This is a genomic window from Frondihabitans sp. 4ASC-45, from assembly GCF_049472575.1.
Classification (GTDB): Bacteria; Actinomycetota; Actinomycetes; order Actinomycetales; family Microbacteriaceae; genus Frondihabitans.
Window position 1 is genome coordinate 11,705 of the sequence record NZ_JBCEBN010000001.1, and the last position, 21,303, is coordinate 33,007.

Annotated in this window: 18 protein-coding genes and 1 tRNA gene; 6 read left to right on the forward strand and 13 right to left on the reverse strand. The window is 68.1% G+C overall.

Going from position 1 to position 21,303, the window contains the following annotated elements; translation table 11 throughout:
• Position 1: 1 nt before the first annotated feature.
• The 7 genes from tmk to VH571_RS00080 all read right to left on the reverse strand — a co-directional run bounded on the left by tmk (position 2) and on the right by VH571_RS00080 (position 6,916).
• Positions 2-622 carry a dTMP kinase gene (gene tmk, locus VH571_RS00050; protein WP_423262756.1) on the reverse strand — a complete coding sequence of 207 codons (621 nt, stop codon included), beginning with the start codon at positions 620-622 and terminating at the stop codon, positions 2-4.
• Positions 622-3,609 carry a type I DNA topoisomerase gene (gene topA / locus VH571_RS00055; RefSeq protein ID WP_423262757.1) on the reverse strand — a complete coding sequence of 996 codons (2,988 nt, stop codon included), beginning with the start codon at positions 3,607-3,609 and terminating at the stop codon, positions 622-624. Before topA ends, tmk begins: the two co-directional genes overlap by 1 nt.
• 193 nt (positions 3,610-3,802) lie before the next feature.
• Entirely contained in the window at positions 3,803-4,237 is a 435-nt protein-coding gene (locus VH571_RS00060) for an Rv3654c family TadE-like protein (RefSeq protein WP_423262758.1), read from the reverse strand.
• Between the two features lie 4 nt (positions 4,238-4,241).
• The gene (locus tag VH571_RS00065) at positions 4,242-4,550 is read right to left on the reverse strand and encodes a TadE family type IV pilus minor pilin (protein ID WP_123941973.1); all 309 of its coding nucleotides are present in this window, start codon (positions 4,548-4,550) and stop codon (positions 4,242-4,244) included.
• On the reverse strand, positions 4,547-4,774 hold the full coding sequence (locus VH571_RS00070) for a DUF4244 domain-containing protein (RefSeq protein WP_423262759.1): 228 nt from the start codon (positions 4,772-4,774) through the stop codon (positions 4,547-4,549). Before VH571_RS00070 ends, VH571_RS00065 begins: the two co-directional genes overlap by 4 nt.
• Before the next feature lie 82 nt (positions 4,775-4,856).
• Positions 4,857-5,819, reverse strand: coding sequence for a type II secretion system F family protein (locus VH571_RS00075; protein ID WP_423262760.1), 963 nt, complete (start codon positions 5,817-5,819; stop codon positions 4,857-4,859).
• Entirely contained in the window at positions 5,816-6,916 is a 1,101-nt protein-coding gene (locus tag VH571_RS00080; protein ID WP_423262761.1) for a TadA family conjugal transfer-associated ATPase, read from the reverse strand. Before VH571_RS00080 ends, VH571_RS00075 begins: the two co-directional genes overlap by 4 nt.
• A gap of 429 nt (positions 6,917-7,345) precedes the next feature.
• Here VH571_RS00080 and acs point away from each other — a divergent pair, with 429 nt between their 5' ends.
• Positions 7,346-9,298, forward strand: a complete 1,953-nt coding sequence (acs, locus tag VH571_RS00085) for an acetate--CoA ligase (RefSeq protein ID WP_423263364.1) — start codon at positions 7,346-7,348, stop codon at positions 9,296-9,298.
• Positions 9,299-9,434: 136 nt separating this feature from the next.
• Here the strand turns inward: acs and VH571_RS00090 are convergent, their stop codons facing one another.
• Both VH571_RS00090 and VH571_RS00095 read right to left on the reverse strand, forming a co-directional pair.
• Positions 9,435-9,905, reverse strand: a complete 471-nt coding sequence (locus VH571_RS00090) for a RidA family protein (RefSeq protein ID WP_055959554.1) — start codon at positions 9,903-9,905, stop codon at positions 9,435-9,437.
• Positions 9,902-10,060, reverse strand: a complete 159-nt coding sequence (locus tag VH571_RS00095; RefSeq protein ID WP_194603375.1) for a hypothetical protein — start codon at positions 10,058-10,060, stop codon at positions 9,902-9,904. The genes VH571_RS00090 and VH571_RS00095 overlap by 4 nt, the downstream gene beginning before the upstream one ends.
• Before the next feature lie 51 nt (positions 10,061-10,111).
• On the opposite strand from VH571_RS00095, the gene VH571_RS00100 reads away from it, so the two are divergent.
• The 5 genes from VH571_RS00100 (at position 10,112) to VH571_RS00120 (ending at position 17,300) form a co-directional block, all read left to right on the forward strand.
• Positions 10,112-12,685, forward strand: a complete 2,574-nt coding sequence (locus VH571_RS00100; protein WP_423262762.1) for a transglycosylase domain-containing protein — start codon at positions 10,112-10,114, stop codon at positions 12,683-12,685.
• Entirely contained in the window at positions 12,682-13,641 is a 960-nt protein-coding gene (locus VH571_RS00105; protein WP_423262763.1) for a metallophosphoesterase, read from the forward strand. The genes VH571_RS00100 and VH571_RS00105 overlap by 4 nt, the downstream gene beginning before the upstream one ends.
• 52 nt (positions 13,642-13,693) lie before the next feature.
• Positions 13,694-13,767: transfer RNA gene (locus VH571_RS00110), tRNA-Pro, on the forward strand.
• Between the two features lie 388 nt (positions 13,768-14,155).
• On the forward strand, positions 14,156-16,168 hold the full coding sequence (locus VH571_RS00115; RefSeq protein WP_423263365.1) for an Ig-like domain-containing protein: 2,013 nt from the start codon (positions 14,156-14,158) through the stop codon (positions 16,166-16,168).
• 79 nt (positions 16,169-16,247) lie between these two features.
• Entirely contained in the window at positions 16,248-17,300 is a 1,053-nt protein-coding gene (locus tag VH571_RS00120; RefSeq protein ID WP_423262764.1) for a DUF4333 domain-containing protein, read from the forward strand.
• An 11-nt stretch (positions 17,301-17,311) separates the two neighbouring features.
• On the opposite strand, the gene VH571_RS00125 is transcribed toward VH571_RS00120, so the two are convergent.
• The 4 genes from VH571_RS00125 to VH571_RS00140 are packed head-to-tail and all read right to left on the reverse strand — an operon-like array spanning position 17,312 to position 21,047.
• Positions 17,312-17,932, reverse strand: coding sequence for a thymidine kinase (locus tag VH571_RS00125; protein WP_423262765.1), 621 nt, complete (start codon positions 17,930-17,932; stop codon positions 17,312-17,314).
• A gap of 19 nt (positions 17,933-17,951) precedes the next feature.
• Positions 17,952-18,695 carry a response regulator gene (locus VH571_RS00130; RefSeq protein ID WP_123941923.1) on the reverse strand — a complete coding sequence of 248 codons (744 nt, stop codon included), beginning with the start codon at positions 18,693-18,695 and terminating at the stop codon, positions 17,952-17,954.
• On the reverse strand, positions 18,682-19,827 hold the full coding sequence (locus VH571_RS00135) for a hypothetical protein (protein ID WP_423262766.1): 1,146 nt from the start codon (positions 19,825-19,827) through the stop codon (positions 18,682-18,684). Before VH571_RS00135 ends, VH571_RS00130 begins: the two co-directional genes overlap by 14 nt.
• The gene (locus tag VH571_RS00140) at positions 19,824-21,047 is read right to left on the reverse strand and encodes a sensor histidine kinase (RefSeq protein WP_423262767.1); all 1,224 of its coding nucleotides are present in this window, start codon (positions 21,045-21,047) and stop codon (positions 19,824-19,826) included. Before VH571_RS00140 ends, VH571_RS00135 begins: the two co-directional genes overlap by 4 nt.
• Positions 21,048-21,303: the final 256 nt, after the last annotated feature.

Sequence of the window (21,303 nt, forward strand, 5' to 3'; positions counted from 1 at the left end):
GTCAGCCGAGCAGCTCTCTGACCCGGTCGCCGATGGCGCGGGCGATGTCGGCGCGGTCGCGGGAGGCGTCGAGCACGAGGAAGCGGTCGGGTTCGGCCGCGGCGAGGTCGAGGAAGGCGTGGCGAACTCGCGCGTGGAAGTCGGCGGCCTCCGCCTCGAGCCGGTCGTATTCGGTGCGCGACGAGTCGAGGCGCGACCTACTCGCGGTCTCGTCGAGGTCGAGCAGCACGGTGAGGTCGGGCAGGAGCCCCTCGACGGCCCACAGCGACAGGTCGCGGACCTCGTCGGCGCCGAGTACGCGGCCGGCCCCCTGGTAGGCAACGGAGGAGTCGAGGTACCGGTCTTGGAGCACGACCTCGCCGCGCTCGAGGGCCGGCCGGACGACGGTTTCCACGTGGTGGGCGCGATCGGCGGCGTAGAGGAGGGCTTCGGCGCGCGGCGCGATGTGGCCGCGGCGGTGGAGCACCATCGAGCGGATCTCGGAGCCGAGGTCGGTGCCGCCGGGTTCACGGGTGCGGACGACGGTGTGCCCGGCCTCGGTGAGAGACGCCTCGAGGAGGGCGGCCTGGGTCGATTTGCCGACCCCGTCGCCCCCCTCCAGCGTGATGAAAAGACCCGCCACTACTCAGACTCGGTGGTCTTCGCCGCCGCCGGCTTTTTCGCCGCGGCGGTTTTAGCAGCCGTCGTCTTCGCGGCGGTCGTCTTCGCAGCGGTCGTCTTCGCGGCCGTCGTCCTGGCAGCCGTCGTCTTCGCGGCTGGCTTCTTGGCTGCGGGCTTCTTCGCCGCGGGCTTCTTGGCGGGTGCCTTCTTCGCCGGGGCTTTCTTGACCGCGGGCCCCTTGGCGCGCTTGTCGGCGATCAGCTGAACGGCGCGATCGAAGTCGACCTCTTCGACGGTCTCGCCGCGCGGGATCGTCGCGTTGGTCTCACCGTCGGTGACGTAGGCGCCGAAGCGACCGTCTTTGATCTTGATCGCCTTGCCGCTCACCGGGTCGGGTGCCTCGAACTCCTTCAGGGCGCTGGAGGCACGCTTCGCACCGTACTTGGGCTGCGCGTAGAGCTCGAGCGCACCGGCGAGGTCGATGTCGAAGATCTGGTCTTCGCTCGTGAGCGACCGGGTGTCGGTGCCCTTCTTCAGGTACGGACCGTAGCGGCCGTTCTGGGCCTGGATCTCGTCGCCCGACTCCGGGTCGAGACCCACGGTGCGAGGCAGGTCGAGCAGGCGTAGGGCGGTGGCGAGGTCGATCGAGTCGACGTCCATCGACTTGAACAGCGAGGCGGTTCGCTCCTTCGGCAGGGCGGCCTTCTTGGGCGCCTTCTTGGCGGGAGCCTTCTTGGCCGGAGCCTTCGTCGCGGTCGTACCTGCTGCGGCGGCAGTCGTCTCAGTGGCGGCTGCGGAAGTGTCGGTCTCGGGCGCGCTCTCGAGCACCTCGCCGGTGGCCGCGTCGACGGCGGGCTCCGCCTCGGGCACCTCGGGCGTGCGCTCGGTCACGTAGGGGCCGAAGCGGCCGTCTTTCGCCAGCACCTCTTTGCCCGTCTCGGGGTTGAGGCCGAGCACCCGGTCGCCGACGACGGGAGCGTCGATGAGCTCGCGGGCACGCTGCGGTGTCAGCTCGTCGGGAGCGAGGTCTTCGGGCACGTTGACGCGACGCGGGGTCTCGGGGTCGTCGCTTGGAGTCTCGAGGTAGGGCCCGTAACGACCGATGCGCAGCGTCAACCCTTCGCCGAGAGCGATCGAGTTGATCTCGCGCGCGTCGATCTCGCCGAGGTTGTCGATCACCTTGCGCAGGCCGCGGTGCGACTCGTTGCCGAAGTAGAACCCGTTGAGCCAGTCGACGCGGTCGGCCTCTCCGCCGGCGATGAGGTCGAGGTCGTCTTCCATGCCCGCGGTGAAGTCGTACTCGACGAGGTCGCCGAAGTACTCCTCGAGCAACCGGACCACGGAGAAGGCGATCCAGTTCGGAACGAGTGCGGTGCCCCGGGGAGTCACATAGCCGCGGTCGACGATGGTCGACATGATCGCCGCGTACGTCGAGGGGCGCCCGATACCGAGCTCTTCGAGCGTCTTGACGAGGCTCGCCTCGGTGTAGCGCGGGGGTGCCGACGTGTCGTGACCCTTGGCCTCAACGTCGTCGATCGAGAGCTTCTGGCCCTCTTTGAGCACGGGGAGCTTGGCGTCGTCTTTCGAGGCGTCAGTGGAGTGACGGTCTTCGTCTCGCCCCTCCTCGTAGGCCGCGAGGAAGCCACGGAACGTGATGACGGTGCCGGTCGCGACGAACTCGGCGATCGTGCCCTTCGGGCCGGAGCTGGCGATACCGGTGACGGGCGCCTCGGTCGTTGCCGCGACCACCACGGAGGCGGTGGAGCCCTTCGCGTCGGCCATCTGTGAGGCGACGGTGCGCTTCCAGATCAGGTCGTAGAGCTTCCAGTCGTTGCCGCGGAGGGTGCCCTCGAGCTGCTGCGGCGTCTTGAACGTGTCTCCCGAGGGGCGGATGGCCTCGTGGGCCTCCTGCGCGTTCTTGCTCTTGCCGGTGTAGAGGCGCGGCTTCTCGGGGATCGTGTCGGCCCCGTAGAGAGAGGAGGCCTGGTTGCGTGCCGCGGTGATCGCCTGCTGCGAGAGCGACGGCGAGTCGGTTCGCATGTAGGTGATGTAGCCGTTCTCGTAGAGAGACTGCGCCACGCTCATGGTCTGGCGGGCCGAGAAGCGGAGCTTGCGGGCGGCCTCCTGTTGCAGGGTCGAAGTGGTGAACGGGGCGGCGGGGCGACGCGTGTACGGCTTCGCCTCGACCGAGCGGACGACCACGTCGACGCCGGGAGCGTAAAGGGCTGCGGCGAGCGCCTGGGCTGCGTCAGCGTCGAGGGCGACCGCGTCGCCCTTGAGGTTTCCGCGGTCGTCGTAGTCGCGGCCGCTGGCGATCCGGCTGCCGTCGACCCGCACCAGACGGGCCGGGAACGGCGAGCGCTCTTCGGTGGGGCTGAAGATGCCGGAGAGATCCCAGTAGCTGGCCGAGACGAACGCGAGGCGTTCGCGCTCGCGGTCGACGACGAGACGGGTAGCGGCCGACTGCACACGACCGGCGGAGAGCCCGGGCCCGACCTTGCGCCAGAGCACGGGCGAGACCTCGTAGCCGTAGAGACGGTCGAGAATGCGGCGCGTCTCCTGGGCGTCGACGAGAGCCGTGTCGAGCTCGCGGGTGTTCTCCTGGGCCTTCTGGATCGCGTCTTTGGTGATCTCGTGGAAGACCATGCGCTTGACGGGGACCTTGGGCTTGAGCTCTTGTAGAAGGTGCCACGCGATGGCCTCGCCCTCGCGGTCCTCATCAGTGGCGAGGTAGAGCTCGTCGGCGCCCTTGAGCGCGCGTTTGAGGTCGGCGACCGTCTTCTTCTTCGCGTCGGAGACCACGTAGTAGGGCTCGAAGCCGTTCTCGACGTCGACGGAGAACTTGCCGAGCGAGCCCTTCTTCTTGTCGGCGGGGAGGTTCTTGGGCTCGACGAGGTCGCGGATGTGGCCGACGGAGGCCAGCACTTCGTAGTCGCTGCCCAAATACTGACCGATCGTCTTGGCCTTGGCGGGCGACTCGACGATTACCAGTTTCTTCGTGCCTGGCACGGGACTCCTTGAATGGTGGAACAGAAGGACTGCCTGCAAACGGTGCAGACGGCTTGGAGACGCGGTGTCGGCCTGGTTGGGCCCACGTCGTTCGCGATGCGCGACGGCCTCGTCGCCTGCCGATCCGAGAGATCGAGCGAGTCGCCGCATCCGACAGCCACACCATACACACCTACTGCCGGGGTCTTGCTCCTCATTTCTTGGAGCCGACCGTGGGCGCGCCGAGAGAACCGGGTGGCTGACCGGCCGTCGCGACCGCGGCGAGAGGCACCAGCCCCACCCCGCGCGACAGGCGGACGGTGACCGTGTCGCCCTCCACCCGACAGGCATCGAGCCCGGCCGCCTGAGCCTCGGCGAGCGCCGAAGCGGCGTCGCACGGCGGCCCGGCGCGAAGGCCCACGGCAGCGTCGGCAGCCGTGAGGGCGGCCGAGTCGGCGGTCGCCGCGAGGGCGTGTCGCGCCACGAGCAGAGACCCCGATGCGACCACCCCCTGCACGAGCAGGGTCGTGGCGGCGATGGCCCCCGCGAGAAAGACCGAGACGCTGCCGCGCGCGTCGGCCCACCCCGAGAGCGAGCACTGCATATAAGCGGAACGACCTGGGCGCGCCGCGACTTTCGCGAGCGGCACGGCGCTAGAGCCCGCCACCGGGAGCGCAGCTTCGCGCCGAGAGGTCGAGGCCACTCGTCAACCAGCCGAGCGCGACGGTGCGGCCGAGCCGAACGCACACGGGATCGTCGCCCGCGACCTCGACCCGTGACCCGGGCACGAGCCGTTGGGCGAGGGCACCCGGGTCGTCACCACGACCGGCTGCGCGGGCCGCGGCGCCTGCCGCATCGGCGAGCCTCATCGACTCCCCCGCCGCGCCGACCGCCGCCACGGCGACGCCGATCATGACGGCGACCGCTGGCGCCACGAGCGCGAACTCGATCGTCGCGCTCACGCGACCGTCAGCGCTTTCTGCACGAGGTCGGTCAGCATGGCCTGCACCTGACCCGAGCGCACGATCGACACGAGCACGCCCGCGAATGCGACGCCGGCCATGATCACGACCGCGTACTCGGCGGTCGCGGCACCCGTGTCGTCGGCGAGATCGATCCGCCGTAAAGCAGCTCGACCCCGCGAGAAGTGGAGGGCAAAAGAAGAAGGAAGAGGAGGAATGAGCACGGATGTCCTTTCGTCGGTGACTCCAGCCTGATCGAGGCGGGGGCAGGATCCGGCTGCTCCGGTCGACGAGGTGCAGAACCCGTCACCCGATCGGCCCTGTGGAGGCGAGGAGCGCCACCATCAGCGGCACGACCCCGACCAGGAGGAATGCCGGCAAGATGCAGACGCCGAGCGGCAGCATGAGCCGAACGCCCAGCCGCTCGCTGGCCTCGCCGGCCCTTGCGCGAGAGTCGCGCCGCAGCTCGTCGGCGGCCGATCGGAGCAGCCCTCCCGCCGGCACCCCCGCGTTCTCCGACAGGGTGACCAGCGCATCGATCTCGGCGGCAGCGGTGCGAATCGTCAGGCCCGCGCAGTGGCGCTCGAGCGCCGCGCTCACCCGGGCCCGGGCCGCTCCCCAGTCGCCGCCACCCTGCATCGCCAGAGCGATCAGCTCGAGGTCGAGCCCGGGAATCCCATCGGGCGGCGCCGCAGCTGCGAGCAGCTTCCGGTTCCACGCCCGGGCCGCCAGCACGAGGGCACCGGCCACGCCGACGCAAACCCAGCCGATCGGCGTCAGGGCGAGCACCCGCACCGTGTCGATTCCGAGGCCCAAAGCGACGAGGATCCCGAACGCCGGCAGAGCGAGCACGATCCGTGCCGTCGCCACCGGCCCGCTGGCAGCGACTCGGGCGTCTCGACGGGCTTGCACGAGCACCCGCGCCGACTCGGCGCTCGACCGCAGGCAGTGCGCGAGCGGGGCGCCGGAGGCTTCCGCGACCTCCCACGCCGCCGCGGCCTGCAGCCACTGGGCGCGGGCGACCACCGGGGCGCGCGCGTCGGACCACGCGGAGGAGATCGCAGCCGAGCCGACGAGCCCGCGGCGGAGGGAGTCGGCGGTGAGCGCCAGGATCCTGCGCTCGTCCGGTTCGAGAGTCGACTCGGCCAGGTGCCTCCACGCGGCGGCCGGTGCGATCCCCGCCTCGAGCAGTACCGCAAGCCTCTCAAGCGATCTTGCGGCCGACGCCCCCGACGTCGATGAACCGGGACCATGTGCGCGACGACTCACCGGTACGCCTTCGTGGTGAGGCGGCCTTCGTCGTCCAGGGTCAGGCGCGCGACGCCGGAGACCTGACGCCCGAGTGGGCCGACGCTCAGGTGGACGACCGCGCCGAACGCCGACACCGCCTGGCGGGCGACCGCCGCCGGCGAGAGCTCGGCGAGAGCACCCACGGCTTCGAGTCGCGCCGGAACAGCATCGAGCCCGTTGGCGTGCAGGGTGCCGGCGCCTCCGTCGTGCCCCGTGTTGAGCGCTGTCAGCAGCTCTCTGATCTCGGGCCCACGGCACTCCCCCACGATCAGCCTGCCCGGGTTCATCCGTAGGGCCTCGCGCACCAGCCGGGCCAGACCGATCTCTCCGGCGCCCTCGAGGTTGGCCTGCCGAGTCTCGAGCGACACCACGTGGGGGTGATCGATGCGGAGTTCGGCGACGTCTTCGAGCGTGATGATGCGATCGGTGGGTGAGGCTTCGGCGAGGAGCGCCGAGAGGAGTGTCGTCTTGCCCGAGCCTGCAGCACCGGTGACGAGCAGGTTGACTCGGCGATGGATGAGGTCGACGAGCAGAGAGCGGGGCACGGTCGCGAAGGCGCCGGAAGCCTCGAGGTCGTCCAGCGAGAGCGGCTCGAGTGCGGGCACGCGTATCGACAGCAGGGCACCACCGGTCGAGATGGGAGGGAGCACCGCGTGCACCCGGATCCCGTCGGCCAGTCGCACGTCGGCGCAGGGGTTCGCTTCGTCGACGTGTCGGCCGCCCGCGCCGATGAGAGCGGTCGCGAGCGCCCGGGCGGCCGGTTCTCCGAGAACGAGATCGTCGAAGAGCTCATGACCGGCGCCCCGGTCGACGACGACCTCGCCGGTCGCGTTCACGAAGAGGTCGGTGACGCTCGGATCGGCGATCAGCGGGCGGAGCGGGCCGAACTGGCGGGGTACGGTTCGGCGTACCCCGTTTCGTACCCCGATCTGATCAGTCGTCCCCCGGTCGGCGGTCGACGAGCCGAGGGGTGACGGCACGAATCGGACGGGTGAGTGACCGGGCGGTCGGTCGTGCTCGGGAAGGAACGACACGGCTGCTGACCCGGTAGGCGACCGGTGCTGAGGTGAATTCATGGTCGACGGTAAATCGCCGCTGCGGCTCGAGCGCACGTCGGCCGCGGGGGTGGAGAATTCCGCGCGCCAGCGCGCTTGTGGAGACCGGGGCAGCTGAGCTTCTTGGCGGTTCGTCCAGTAAGAAGCGAAGCGCTACGCACCACTGTGACCATCACCCGCGGGCGGCGAAAACCGACCGGCGGGTTAAACGAGAGGGGCGGCACCAGTTGGGGGGAACGGGTGCCGCCACGGTACCGCGCGACTGGGGGGAATCGTGGGCGGTACCTGCCGGAACAAGTCCGACAAGATCGAGTGTACCCCAAAACGCGCGCGGCGCAACCGGCTGGCATCGGCGATTTCGCGTCGATCCGAATCCCGACCCGGAGTATCGTTCCCGGGAGCCACACGTGTCGTGTGTCGACACCTCGCACCGTCGCGAAAGAAGGATCCATGCCGGACAACATCGACCATCTCCTCACCGAGACCAGGCGGTTCTCCCCCTCTGCCGAGTTCGCCCGATCGGCGGTCGCGACGGAAGACCTGGTGGCCCGGGCGAAGCAGGATCGACTCGAATTCTGGGCCGAGCAGGCTCGCGAGTCGGTGTCGTGGTCGAAGCCGTTCACCAGGATCCTTGACTGGACCAACCCGCCCTTTGCGAAGTGGTTCGACGACGGCACACTCAACGTGGCCTACAACTGCCTCGATCGTCACGTCGAGGCCGGCAACGGCGATCGAGTCGCCATCCACTGGGAGGGTGAGCCCGGCGACACCCGCACGTTGACCTATGCCGAGCTCACCGCTGAGGTGAAGAAGGCCGCCAACATGCTGCTGGCGCTCGGCGTCGTGGCCGGCGACCGCGTGATCATCTACCTGCCGCTCATTCCCGAGGCCGTCATCGCGATGCTCGCCGTCGCGCGGATCGGCGCCGTGCACTCCGTCGTCTTCGGCGGTTTCAGCGCCGAGAGCATTCGTGCCCGTGTCGATGACGCGCAAGCGAAGGTGGTCATCACGGCCGACGGTGGATGGCGTCGGGGTGCCGTCTCGGCCCTCAAGCCCGCGGTCGATGAGGCACTCGACGAGACCCTGCACGGCTCGAGCAGCGTCGAGAAGGTCGTCGTCGTGAAGCGCGGCGGCAACGACATCGACTGGAACGACTCCCGCGACGCGTGGTGGCACGACCTCATTGCCGAGGCCGGTGACGAGCACGAGCCCCAGGCATTCGAGGCGGAGCATCCCCTCTTCATCCTGTATACGAGCGGCACGACTGGCAAACCGAAGGGGATCCTCCACACCTCGGGCGGCTACCTGACCGGCGCCGCTTACTCGCACAAGAACGTCTTCGATCTGCACCCCGAGACCGACGTCTACTGGTCGACGGCCGACGTCGGCTGGATCACGGGGCACACCTACGTCGTCTACGGCCCGCTCGCCAACGGGGCGACGCAGGTGCTCTACGAGGGCACCCCCGACTCCCCCGAGCCCGGGCGCTGGTGGGACATCATCGAGAAGTACGGCGTCACGCTCTTCTACGCGGCCCCGACGGCCATCCGCGGCTTCATGAAGGCCGGGCGGCAGATCCCGGCGACACGTGACCTCTCATCACTCCGACTGCTCGGCAGCGTGGGCGAGCCGATCAACCCGGAGGCCTGGGTCTGGTACCGCGACGTGATCGGAGGCGGAAAGACGCCCGTCGTCGACACCTGGTGGCAGACCGAGACCGGCTCGATCATGATCTCCGCACTGCCCGGGCTCACGACGCTGAAGCCGGGCGCCGCCCAGGTTCCCCTCCCCGGTGTGTCGATCGACGTCGTCGACGACGCCGGTGTGCCCGTCGGCCACGGCGAGGGCGGACTGCTGGTCATCACCGAGCCCTGGCCGTCGATGCTCCGCGGCATTTGGGGCGACCCCGACCGGTACGTCGAGACCTACTGGTCGAAGTTCGGCCCGACCGTCTACTTCGCCGGCGACGGGGCTCGCAAAGACGAAGACGGCGACATCTGGCTGCTCGGCCGCGTCGACGACGTCATGAACGTCTCGGGCCATCGACTCTCGACCGCCGAGATCGAATCCGCACTCGTCTCGCACCCGCTGGTGGCCGAGGCGGCTGTCGTGGGGGCGTCCGACGAGACGACCGGGCAGGCGGTGGTCGCATTCGTGATCCTCCGCACCTCACAGGCGGGCTCGATGTCGCCGGAAGAGGCGGCGTCAGCCCTCCGGGGTCACGTCGCGCACGAGATCGGATCGATTGCGAAGCCGAAGACGGTCATGATCGTCCAGGAGCTGCCGAAGACGCGCTCCGGCAAGATCATGCGTCGGCTACTTCGCGATGTGGCCGAGGGGCGCGAGATCGGCGATACGACGACTCTCGCCGACACCAGCGTGATGAACGCTATTCGTATTTGATTGGTGCTCCGCGGGTCGCGGTGCCGGACCTCGGACAAGCCTCGGTCGTCCGGCACAGCSCCCCGCGACGCGCCCGGCGAGAGCTCGCTAGAGCTGGGTGCCACTGACGCACATCCCTACGGCGCGCTAAGAAGAATCAATCAACCAGAAGGATGATCTCCACCTCGACGGGCGAGTCGAGCGGCAACACCGCAACACCCACGGCGCTGCGCGCGTGCACGCCCGCCTCGCCGAAGATCTCGCCGAGCACGTTCGAGGCGCCGTTGATCACGCCGGGCTGACCCGAGAACGAAGGATCCGACGCGACGAACCCGGTCACCTTCACCACCCGCTTCACTCGGTCGAGGTCACCGAGCACCGACTTCACTGCCGCCAGAGCATTCAGTGCCGCCTGTCGCGCGTAGGCGTGGGCGTCGTCCGCCGACACCAGGCCTTCAGCCGCGCCCACCTTGCCGGTAGCGGGCAGTGCGCCCTCGACGAACGGGAGCTGACCGGACGTGTAGACCATCGAGCCCACGAGGAGGGCGGGCACGTAGGAGCCGGCCGGGGTCGCTACTTCGGGGAGCTCGATGCCGAGTTCGGCGAGGCGCGCGTCGATCGACGTCATGCCTGCTGCACCGGGCGCTTGAGGTAAGCGACAAGGCCGCCCTCGGGCGTCTGGAGCACCTGGACGAGCTCCCAGCCCTCCGAGCCGAAGTTGTTGAGGATGGCTGTCGTGTTGTGCACGATCAGCGGAGCGGTGAAGTACTCCCAGAGGACCATATTGGGCGTCCGTTCAGTCAGTTGCGGTTATGAATCACTTACCCTGATCTTATGTCTGCCCAAAAAAAGAGGCCTACCTCCGTGGTCGGCGCCCTGTTCGGCTTCGTCGGATTCAGCGCCCTCGCCGGTCTCCTCGTCACGATCGGTGTGACCCCGGCCCTCGCCGTCTCGAGTGTGACCGCATCGTCGTCGATCGGTATCTTCGAAGGCCTCCCCGAGTTCATCTCGATCGGGCAGCTCCAGCAGCGCAACACGCTGTACGGCAAGTCGAACGGCCACCAGGTGCCGTTCGCGACCGTCTACTCGCAGAACCGGGTCAACCTCACCTGGGATCAGGTCTCGATCAACCTCAAGCACGCGGTCGTCGCCGGTGAAGACCGTCGTTTCTACCAGCACGGCGGCGTCGACCTGACCAGCATCGTGCGCGCCGGCGTCGGCTCGGTTGCGGGCGGTCTCGGCGACAGCGGCGGTGGCTCGACACTGACAATGCAGCTCGTTCGCAACATCCGTCTCGCGGAGGCGCAAGACATCAAAGACCCGAAGAAGCAGGCCGCTGCTATCAAAGATGCCAAGGAGGTGACCGTCTCGCGCAAGCTGCAAGAGATGAAGTTCGCCATCGGCCTCGAGAAGAAATACACCAAAGACCAGATCCTCCTGGCTTACCTCAACATCGCCTACTTCGGCGACGCCACCTACGGTGTGCAGGCGGCGGCTCAGCACTACTACGACAAGAGCGCGAAAGACCTCTCGCCGACCGAGGCCGCGAGCCTCATCGCGATCGTGCAGTACCCCGAGAGTCGTGACCTGTCGACGCCGAAGAACTACAAGAACAACGTCGCTCGCCGCAACGTGATCTTGAAGGCCATGAACGCTCAGGGCTACATCTCTGACGCCGTGCTCAAGGCCGGCCTCGCGAAGAAGGTCGGCACCTCCGTCCACCTCACCCCGGCTGTGCAGGGCTGCGCGGCTGTCACGGCCGGCGGGGCCCAGCAGTTCTGTGACTACGTCACTTCCCCCGACATGATCAAGTCGTACGCCTTCCTCGGCTCCACTGAAGAAAAGCGCGAAGCCGCCTGGAAGACCGGTGGCTACAAGGTGTTCACCACCATCAACCTCGACCTCACGGCGAACGCCAAGGGCAAGATCGACCAGTACGCCCCGGCGACCGAGACCCGGTTCCCGCTCGGCGGTGTGGTCGACTCGGTCGAGCCGGGCACGGGCCGCGTCATCGTGATGACGCAGAACAAAAACCTGACGACCGATAACAAGGCGTCGACGACCGGGCCCACCACCTATCTCAACTACTCGGTGGACGAGAAGTACGGCGCATCGAAGGGGTTCCAGGTCGGTTCGACCTACAAGCCTTTCACGCTCATCGACTGGCTCGACAAGGGCCACGGGCTCAACGAACTCGTCAACGCCACCCCTCGCCCCTTCCCGACGATGACCATCGATGGGGTGCAGCAATCGACCGTCAGCGGTGAAGCACCCTCGGGCTACACCCCGAAGAACGACGAGGGCTACATCTCGGGCTACATGACAGTCGCCCGGGCGACAGCCGCCTCGGTCAACGTCGCGTACGCCGACATGGCCCAGCAGCTCGACCTCGCCGATATCAAGAATGTGGCCCAGAGCCTGGGGGTCCACCGCGCCGATGGCACGAAGTTGCAAGACAACTTCTCGTCGTTCCTCGGCACGAACGAGATTGCGCCCCTGACCATGGCGACGGCCTATGCCGGAATCGCCAACAAGGGCGTCTTCTGCGAGTCCATCGTCGTCGACAAGGTGCGGGCTCCGAACGGCAAGACGATCGCAGGGCAGCCCAAGAGCTGCAAGCAGGCCATCGACCCCGATGTGGCCGCGACCGCTATTCAGGCGCTCCAGGGCGTCTTCCAGGCCGGCGGAACCGCGAGCGGCGCCCTGCCCGACTCCCAGCCGACCTTCGGCAAGACGGGTACCACCAACGATGCCGACCAGATCTGGCTCAACGGCTCGACCACCGCACTCACCACGGTGACCTGGATGGGCGATACTTCCGGAAACCACAACAGCCTCAGGCAGTACGCCGGACCCTCCGGCCAGCTCTACTCGCTGAGCAGAAGCAGCCTCTTCCGCGACATCGAGGCGGTCAACAACACGGTCTACTCCGGCACGGCCTTCCCGACGCCCACGGGCAATCTCGTCCAGGGCACCGGCGTCAACGTGCCCACCGTGACGGGCTCCGACGTCGACTCGGCGAAGAACCTCCTGAGCGGCGTGGGTCTCACCTACGTCGACGGCGGGTCGCAAGAGTCCGATCTGCCCGCCGGCCAGGTGACTGCGACCAACCCCACCGCTGGCAGCCTCGTCCCCGACGGCTCGTCGGTGACCGTGTACACCAGCGACGGCTCGAAATCGGCCGAGGTGCCCTCGGTCTCGGGCAAGAGCTACGAAGATGCGACGAACGACCTCGAAGACGCCGGTTTCACCAACGTCTCGGTGAAGTACGCGCAGGGCGACGACGACCAGAAGTGCGACGTCATCTCGTCCGATCCGGGTGACGGAACCTCCGCGTCCAAAGACACGACCATCACACTGACCGTGAACGGCGGCAAAGACGGTCGCGACCCCGGGAACTGCTCGTGACGTCCCGCCGCGCCGCCGACGTAGCCCTGGCCGCGTCGACGGCGGCGGCGGTCGCTTCGGCCGGCGCGTTCGCCTACGGTGCGCTCGTCGAACGCAACCGTTTCACCGTGCGTCGCGAGCACCTGGCGATCCTTCCCGCAGGATCCCGGCCGCTCACGATCCTCCACCTCTCCGATGTCCATCTGGCTCCGTGGCAGACGGCGAAACAGGAGTGGATCCGCTCTCTTGCCGTGCTCGAGCCCGACCTCGTTGTCAACACCGGAGACAACCTGGGGCACGACGACGCGTACGACGCCATCGAATACACCCTCGAGCCGTTCCGCGGCATCCCGGGTGTCTTCGTCCACGGCTCGAACGACTACGTCGCGCCCCGGTTCAAGAGCCCCTTCACCTACTTCAGCGGCCCGAGCAAGGCGCACCGGGCCCCCGACGACCTCGACAACGCCCGGCTCACGTCGTTCTTCAAGTCGCTCGGCTGGCTCGACCTCAACAACACCGCTCGCGCGCTCGAAATCCGAGGATCCCGCCTCGAACTCTTCGGAGTCAACGACGCCCACCGGCAGTGGGCTCGCCTCGACAAGATCCCCGGAGCACTCGACGACCTTCGCGAGAACGTTGGCTGGCAAGACGAAGACGGCCCCGAATCGGTCAGCATCGCGCTCACCCACGCCCCCTACCAGCAGGTGCTGAACTCCTTCGTCACCAACGGCGCCCAGCTCATCTTCGGCGGACACACCCACGGGGGCCAGGTCTGCGTGCCCGGCTACGGCGCCCTCGTCACCAACTGCGACATCCCCCGCAAGCAGGTCTCCGGCCTCAGCACGTGGACGCACGCCTTCAAGAGCGCGCACCTCGAAGTCTCGGCTGGGCTCGGCACATCCATCTACGCTCCGTTCCGGTTCGCCTGCCGCCCCGAGGCCGTGCTCGTGACACTGACCGCCTCGAACATGGGCTAATGTAGTGGAGTCGCAATCGCGGGTTTAGGCCCCTGGTGGCGGCATCACACCTCGGGGTGTGGCGCAGCTTGGTAGCGCGCCTCGTTCGGGACGAGGAGGTCGTGGGTTCGAATCCCGCTACCCCGACACGAAAAATGGCTACTCCCTTCGGGAGTGGCCATTTTTCGTTGTGCTTGTTGGCCCGCCCTTCGGTCGGCGCGAAGTGGCTAGCCCCTTCGGGGCTGGCCACTTTTGCTTTGTGCTTTCTGGCCCGCCCTTCGGGCGGCGCGGACCCGGGCGCGGCGCGGCACCGGGCCGAGGTGCGAAGGTGCGCTCCCGAATTCGAAGGAGAAACGTGGGGGCGACCCCGTCGGATCCTTATGTTTTGGGTTGCGAAGCGCCGGATCTCCTTCGAATTCGGAGCCACGACACGGGAAGCGGTAGCACGTGACCACTACGGGGACTCGTGAGAACGAGCGTTCTCTGTTTTGATCGTTGTGGGGAAAGACCCCGATGACCACGAGGATCCCCAGTGATGAAACCCCGGCCGGCAGCGCTTCGCGCTGCCCTGACCACCCTGACCGCCGCCGCGATACTCGCGAGCGTGCTAACAACCGGACCCACCGCGGCCACCGCCGCGGAGGTCCCCCAGCCACAGACGGCCGCCGCCGCTCCGACCACGGCCGACCTCTCCGGCGACATGATCGCCGTGCCGCCCACCGTCTCTACCCCCTCCTCCCGACGAAGCACCGGCGCGACCACGCAGTCCGAGTCGGCGCAGTCCCAGTCAGCTCAGGCAGCGTCCACGGTCAGTGTCGAGAAGATCTACGTCAGCCGCGCTGCCGCAACCGCCACAACTGCCGACGACTCGTCAAGCCTCAAGCTCGACGACGCCTCGATCAAGGCCGCCGTCTCGTCGCTCCACGACTACTGGTGGGAGCAGTCGTCGCACACCGTCGACATCCAGCTCGCCGGAATCGAGAACGACTCTCTCGCCCAGAAGACCTGTGACGCCAACACCACCCTCAACGGCGTCTCAGCCAAGGCGTTCGGCGGCTCGTTCGCGAACTTCTCCTGGATCAACACGCACCGCCACCTCCTCGTGCTCAGCCGCGAGGCCTGCGGCACCGTGGCCTTCGGCACCCTGGGCGGCAACGGCGGTCTGATCTTCAGCGGTTACGGCACGGAGCAGTCGCTGGCCGTCCCGATCCTGCTGCACGAGTTCGGCCACAACCTCGGTTTCCAGCACGCCAACGCCGGCTTCTGCCGCAGCGCCAAGGTCTTCGACGGAACCGACAACGACTTCTCCCTCGTACCCGCGAACACGACTACGAGCGTCCAGTGCCCCGTCCGCGAGTACGGCGACTACGCCGACATCATGGGCTACTCCTTGAACGGTGCCAGGCCCGGGCTCTCGAGCCTGCAGCGCTCCCTCGCCGGCTACATCACCGATGTGACCGACGACAGCGCGGTTGGCACCAGGAGCTTCACCATCAAGCCGCTTTCCGGTAGCGCCTCGGGCCGCTCGCTCCGCATCGTCGACCCGGTCAGCAAGGCCGTCTACTACGTGGAGTACCGCACCAAGACCGGAGCCGACGCGTCGAATGCGGAGTTCGCGGGCTACCGACAGAACTGTGAGTCGATCACGGGCGGGTTCACGCTGTGCGCGCTCGGAAGTAGTGCCACGAGCGGCAGCGTCAGGATCCTGCGCACCCTCCCCAACTCGAACGACTCGCGCACCTACCCCGCCACCGTCGTGCTCGCCGCTGGGCTCGACTCGAAGAACGACCCCACGCGCCGCGACACCCACCTCGACAAGGGCGAGAGCTTCACCGACTACGGCAGCGGCTTCTCGCTCAAGGTCATCTCGCTCAACCCGTCGTCCGGGGCGGTCGTGTCGGTCCGTCTCGGGACGGCCCCGACCTTCTCGGCCAAGAAGCCGGCCACCACGGCGACCACCACGACCCTGAAGGTCAACCGAGCCACGCAGACCTACGGCTCGTCGACCCGTATCACCGCGACCGCGAGGGTCTCAGATCGCGAAGGCGGCATTCCCAACGGCACGCTGACCCTCAAGCGCGGCGGAACCACCGTCTCAAAGGGCGCGGTGCCGAAGAATGGCGCCGTCGCGTACACACTGCCGAAGACACTCGCTGCCGGCTCGTACGCGCTCAAGGCAACGTATGCGCCGTCGTCGGAGGCCTTCGCGGCGTCGACATCGTCGACCGTCAAGGTGGCAGTGACGAAAGCGAAGTCGACGACGCGCTCCTCGCTGTCGCACACGAAGATCGCCCGCAGTGGCACGCCCCAGGTGGCCGTCGCCGTCAGCGCCCCGGGCGTCGCTGCACCTACGGGAACCGTAACCGTGTCGGCCAACGGCAAGGTCGTCAAGCGCTACACCCTGACGAGCGCGAAGAAGGGTCGCGTGACGCTGTCGCTGCCCAAGTTCACTACGGCGAAGAAATACACGATCACGACGAGCTTCAGCGGGTCGACCTCGACGGCGTCGAGCAAGGCCTCGGCCGGCACCCTGACCGTCACGAAGTAGCTGCGTGACCCGCTTGGGGGCTCCCCCGGCTGTGACGCCCTGCCTAGGCTGTGATCGCGACTTATCAGGGGAGAATCGCGTGACCGACACCACCACCAGGGCGCCCGTTTCGGGCTGGTACGTCGACCCCTCGGGCCGGGCGCCGTACCGCTGGTGGAGCGGTGAGAACTGGACGACCGAGACGCTCGAAAGCCTCCCCTCCGAGGCGTTCGTCGACTGCAGCGAAGCCGCTCTCCCGACCCGGCGCAGCCTCCGCGAGGCACGTCCGGTCGGAGGGGCCCCTGCATCCGGCGTGACAGCGACCTCCCCGACCGCCACCCCCTGCCCACCGGCGAGTGATCGCACCCAGTCCACTTACGTGCCGGTGAATCCTCTGGCGCACGAGAACGCCCACCACGGCTCTGCCTCGCCGGCGACTGCCCGCTGGTCGACGCCCGCAGCCTGGATCGCCAACGCCCCGCAGCAGCCCGATCACGCCGTATACGGCACCGGGGTGCCCTTCGCCCGTCAGCAGCGGCGAGTGCCGCTCGTGCGGGCGACCAACCGCCCTGCGCGAAACGGGTTCGCGCTCGGAATCCTCAGCACCCTCATCCTGATCGGCGTGGTCGGCGCCACGGTCGTGACCGGCCGGCTCTACACCGTCTGGTCGCTCTGGACCGTCGTCGGCCTCATCTGCAGCATCGTCGGCATCGTCCGCGCGAACGGGTGGGAGGCCCGAGGGCTGGTGCCGATCGGACGTGCGCGCGCCGTCGCGGGGCTCGTGCTCTGTGCGGTGTCCCTGCTCGGCCAGACGACGGAGACGGCGCTGGCCGTGGCCGGCAGTTACGGGCCCGTAGCGGTGAGCCCCGCGGGGGCTGCCGGATCCTCGGCCCCTGGCCAGGCGCCCGTGATCGGGATCCCGCAGCCGGACGGAGCACTCGTCTACTCGCGGGCGCAGGCCCAGTCGTCGATCGCCGCAGCCTACGCGTCGGCCTTGAAGTCAGAACCGGCCCGGGTGGCGTGCCCCGCCTCCGAGGCTCTCGCCGTAAGCGTGTCGTTCAGCTGCCGAGTGGTGGTCGCGGGCGGAACTGCGACGACGGCGCACGTGACGATCGTGGACTCCGCCGGGCACGCCGAGATCCAGGTCAGCTAGACCGGTGCCACCTAGGCCAGCGCGCCGCCCGACTCGTCGAGGTAGCAGGCCCCGCACAGCGCCTCGTAGGTGACCTTCTCGCCGTCGATCGCGACCTGCTCGCCGTCGAACACGTAGCGGCCGTCGAACAGACGCGCGTTGAAGATCGCCTTGCGACCGCACCGGCAGATCGTCTTCAGCTCTTCGAGCGAGTGGGCCACCTCGAACAACCGCGCAGCCCCCTCGAACGCGTGCGTGCGGAAGTCGGTGCGGATGCCGTAGGCCAGTACGGGAATGTCGTCGCGGACGGCGATCCGCAGCAGGGCGTCGACCTGGGATGCCGAGAGGAACTGAGCCTCGTCGACGAGGAGGCAGGCGACGTCGCGGCTGGATCCTTCGGTGTCGGTCTCGGCGACCACGGCCCGACGGGCGGCCGCGAACGTCTCGGCGAGGTCATCGCCCGGGCGCACCAGGAAGTCGGTCGTACGGGTCACGCCGAGCCGGGAGACGATCTGGTCGTCGCCCTTGGTGTCGGTGTCGGGCTTCGCGAGGAGCACCCGCTGGTGGCGCTCTTCGTAGTTGTAGGCGGCCTGGAGCAGCGACGTGCTCTTGCCGGAGTTCATCGCGCCGTACCGGAAGTAGAGTTTCGCCACCCCGAGAGGTTACAGCGCCCTACTGCAGGTAGCCGTCTTCGGCCGCGCGACGGATCAGCTCGGCCTTCTTCGAAGCCGGACGGTTCGCCTTCGCGTACTTCTCGCGCACGCGGCGCAGGTACGTCTTCGCGGTCTCGTACTGCACGTTCATCTGCTGAGCGACCTCGTTGGTCGAGAAGCCTGAGACGTAGAGACGGAAGGCCTCGGCCTCGCCAGCGCTGAGCTTGGGGCGGCTCTGGTTGGCCGCACCGACGGGCAGCGGGCGCCAGTCACGCTGGGGAGCACTGTCGCGGGCCACACCCATCACCTGGCGAGCGGCGTCCATCACCTCGCGCATGGGTAGGGCCTTCGAGAGGAAGGCGGAGGCGCCGGCGTCGAGGGCCCGCTCACGCGACTCTCGCGTGTCGAGGCTCGAGAGCACGACGACCTTGGCACCGGCGGCGCGGCAGGTGCGAACCCGCGCCTCGATCGACACCGGCTCTTTCAGCTGGAAGTCGAGGAACACCAGGTCGGTCGGGAAGTTGTCGCTGTGCACCAGCTGCAGCCAGGTGTGAGCGGTGAGCACGAGGTCGAAGTCGTACGCGTTCACGTTGATCCAGCTCGACAGACTGTCGAGGAGGACTTCGTGGTCGTCGAGGATCGCCAGACGGACGCGACGCTGAGACGGCGCATCGGGCGTGAGGGAGTTCCAGGAAGCGACCGGGACGGGCCGCGCCGAAGCCGACCGGAGAGTGTTGCTACCGTTCGAATCAGTGCTGGGCATAAGAAAACCTTAGTGTCAGGAGGGATCCGTTCACGTCGACGTGGAGGTCGGCGAAAAGGATGCGGAGGACGGCGAAATAGGGGGCGTAGCGCTGCCGGATGGCAACGTCGGGCGAGGTGCTCTCGATACGGAGAAGTGCCCGGACAACCGGGTCGTCGTCGTGAAGCACGACGCTCAGACTGGAGGTGCGGGTGGTGGCGTCGACGGCGAGCGCACTCACGATGGCACGGATCGCCGTGCGCTGATCGCCGGTCATGTGGACTGCCAGCTGCGACCGGTCGAGCACTGTGCCCACCTCGCCCCGCGGGCTGACGTCGAGCATGGCCTGCTCAAGCCAGGAGCGGTCGGCGTCGTCGACGATGCGACGCCGAATCACAGTGGCGACCTCGCCCGCGCGGCGACTGTCGTCGGCGGTGATCTCTCCGCTCTCGACGAGCTGCGAGAAGAACGGCACGACGTCGCGGTTCAGTCCGGTCACACGATCCTGCTGCACCGAGCGGGCGATCCCGGGGCGGAGCGACGAGGCATCCTCGTCGTTCAGCGTGGTGGCACGGGCCATCCACGCTCGCACCTGGAACACGAACGACGACGAGTAGGCCGCCGCCCCCACTCCCAGCGCCGAGAGCGGTGTGACCCCGATGGCGAGGTAGGCCAGCAGGGGCGCAGGAGTCTCGAAGTACGGCACCTCGAACCCGACGACCACGGCGGCGGCCAAGGATCCGAAACTGGTCGCCACGACGAGGTCGCGCGCCGGTCGATAGGGCGCGCACGAGAGCAGCAGGAGCCCGACGGCCGTCGGCCCCCAGTCGTCGCGGATCAACCCGTCAGAACCCGCTGACGCGAGCGCCTCAGCGACCATGGCACCGATGGCAAGAACGACGAGCGCAATGAAATGCGACCGCCGCAGCGGGGCGCGCATGCTGCTCGAGCCGACTGCGACGATGACGATCGCCCCGGCGAGGAACACGAGTGCGAGCACGGTGAGAGCGTGGTCGACGTTCGCATCACTCAGGAACAGGGTTCGCCACAGGGCGAGGGCGCCGGCGAAGAACGCGAGACCGAGCGGAATGGGTCGCAGCTTGAGAGCGCCGAGCGGATCGATCTGCTGGGCGGTGTCTTCTCGGGCGCTCACGCGGCGTCTTCCGCGTCGGTCTGCTGCGTGTCAGCCGGCTGCGCGTCGGCCGGCAGTCCGATCATGACCGAGGTGCCACTGCCGGGTGACGACCAGATCTGCACGGTGCCGCCGACGCGCTCGATGCGGGCCCTGACGGAGTTGCGCACGCCGAGACGGTCTCGCGGGGTCTCACTCTCGGTGAAGCCCACGCCGTTATCGATCACCATGATCGACACGTCGGGGCCGGCGCCGAGAATCACCAGCTCCGCCTCGGTCGTGCCGGAGTGCCGGAGTACGTTCGCGAAGCACTGGGTCACGGCCAGGGCGAGCGCCTTTGCCCGCTCGGCGGTGAGCCTCGTCAGAGCGGCGACGTCGCCCGTCACCGTCACGTCGAGGCCTTGGTCTTCGGCACGGACGACGGCCGCCCCCAGCGGTGAGGTCTCCCACTCGTCGAACGTGCTGTCTCGGGAGTGAGCCTGCTCCAGCCACTCCTGCCCGATGAGCACCTGCAGGTCGCGCTCCATCGCCCCGCTGAGCTCAGGGTCGAGTCGCCCGGGCTCGCTCAGCGACAGCGCCGCGAGATGGCTGAGGACGGTGTCGTGCACGAGCGCGGAGGCCTGCTGCTCGATCTCGAACCGCATGACCGACACCTGCTCTTCGCGGGCGGCCCGGTGGAGGTTCGGCTGAAGGCGCGAGGCCCGTTCACGAGCGACCAAGGATCCGCCCATCGTGGCAACGATCAAGAGGAAGCACAGCAGCGCCGCCACATCGACCCGGTGAGCAGACCCCGTCTGGAACGACGCGACCTGCGTCGCCACCTCCCCGAGCACGAGACCGACCGTGGCCCAGAGCGGGCCGCGGCGAGCGGAGAGCCCCGATCCTCCGACCAGAATGAGCGCGAGCTTGGGGAGCGAGACCGTGAACGCGTCGGAGGAGTCGACGCTGGCGATCTGCGAGAGGACGGTGATGGCGTACACGTACACCGAGGCACCGCCGACGACGAGGTACGCCACGGTCGTCAGGGTCGACCGGACCCGCTCGACCAGAACGAGCAGCAGGAGCATCGGCACCAGCGCAATGAGAGCGGGCCAGAGGATCAGGGCCGGACGCGCGAATTGGAGCGTGATGAGCAGGACCGTGGCAGCTACGAGAAGGACCGTGGCGATCGCGTGACAGGCTCGTGCGATGGCCCGTGCCGAGCTTTGAGGAGCGAGGTGGGTCGGGAGGCCGAGCAGCACGCATCCTCCTTCTCTCAAGGCATTGCAGCCGCCGAGGGGTGCCGGGGGCTACTCGAAGTATGGCAAACCCGGCGCCTCCCTGTGTACCCCGGTTTCAGGGGACAGAGGCGAAAGTGATTGTCGCCTGCCTGGGATTTGTGCCCCGAACGCGGTCCAGGGGTGCCCGCACGGGCCCGTCAGCGGCACAGTCGCTCGACATCTGGGCCAAAAGCTCGCTCCGGGAGGTGGCACCTTGCTGGCGACGTTTTGCGCGGCG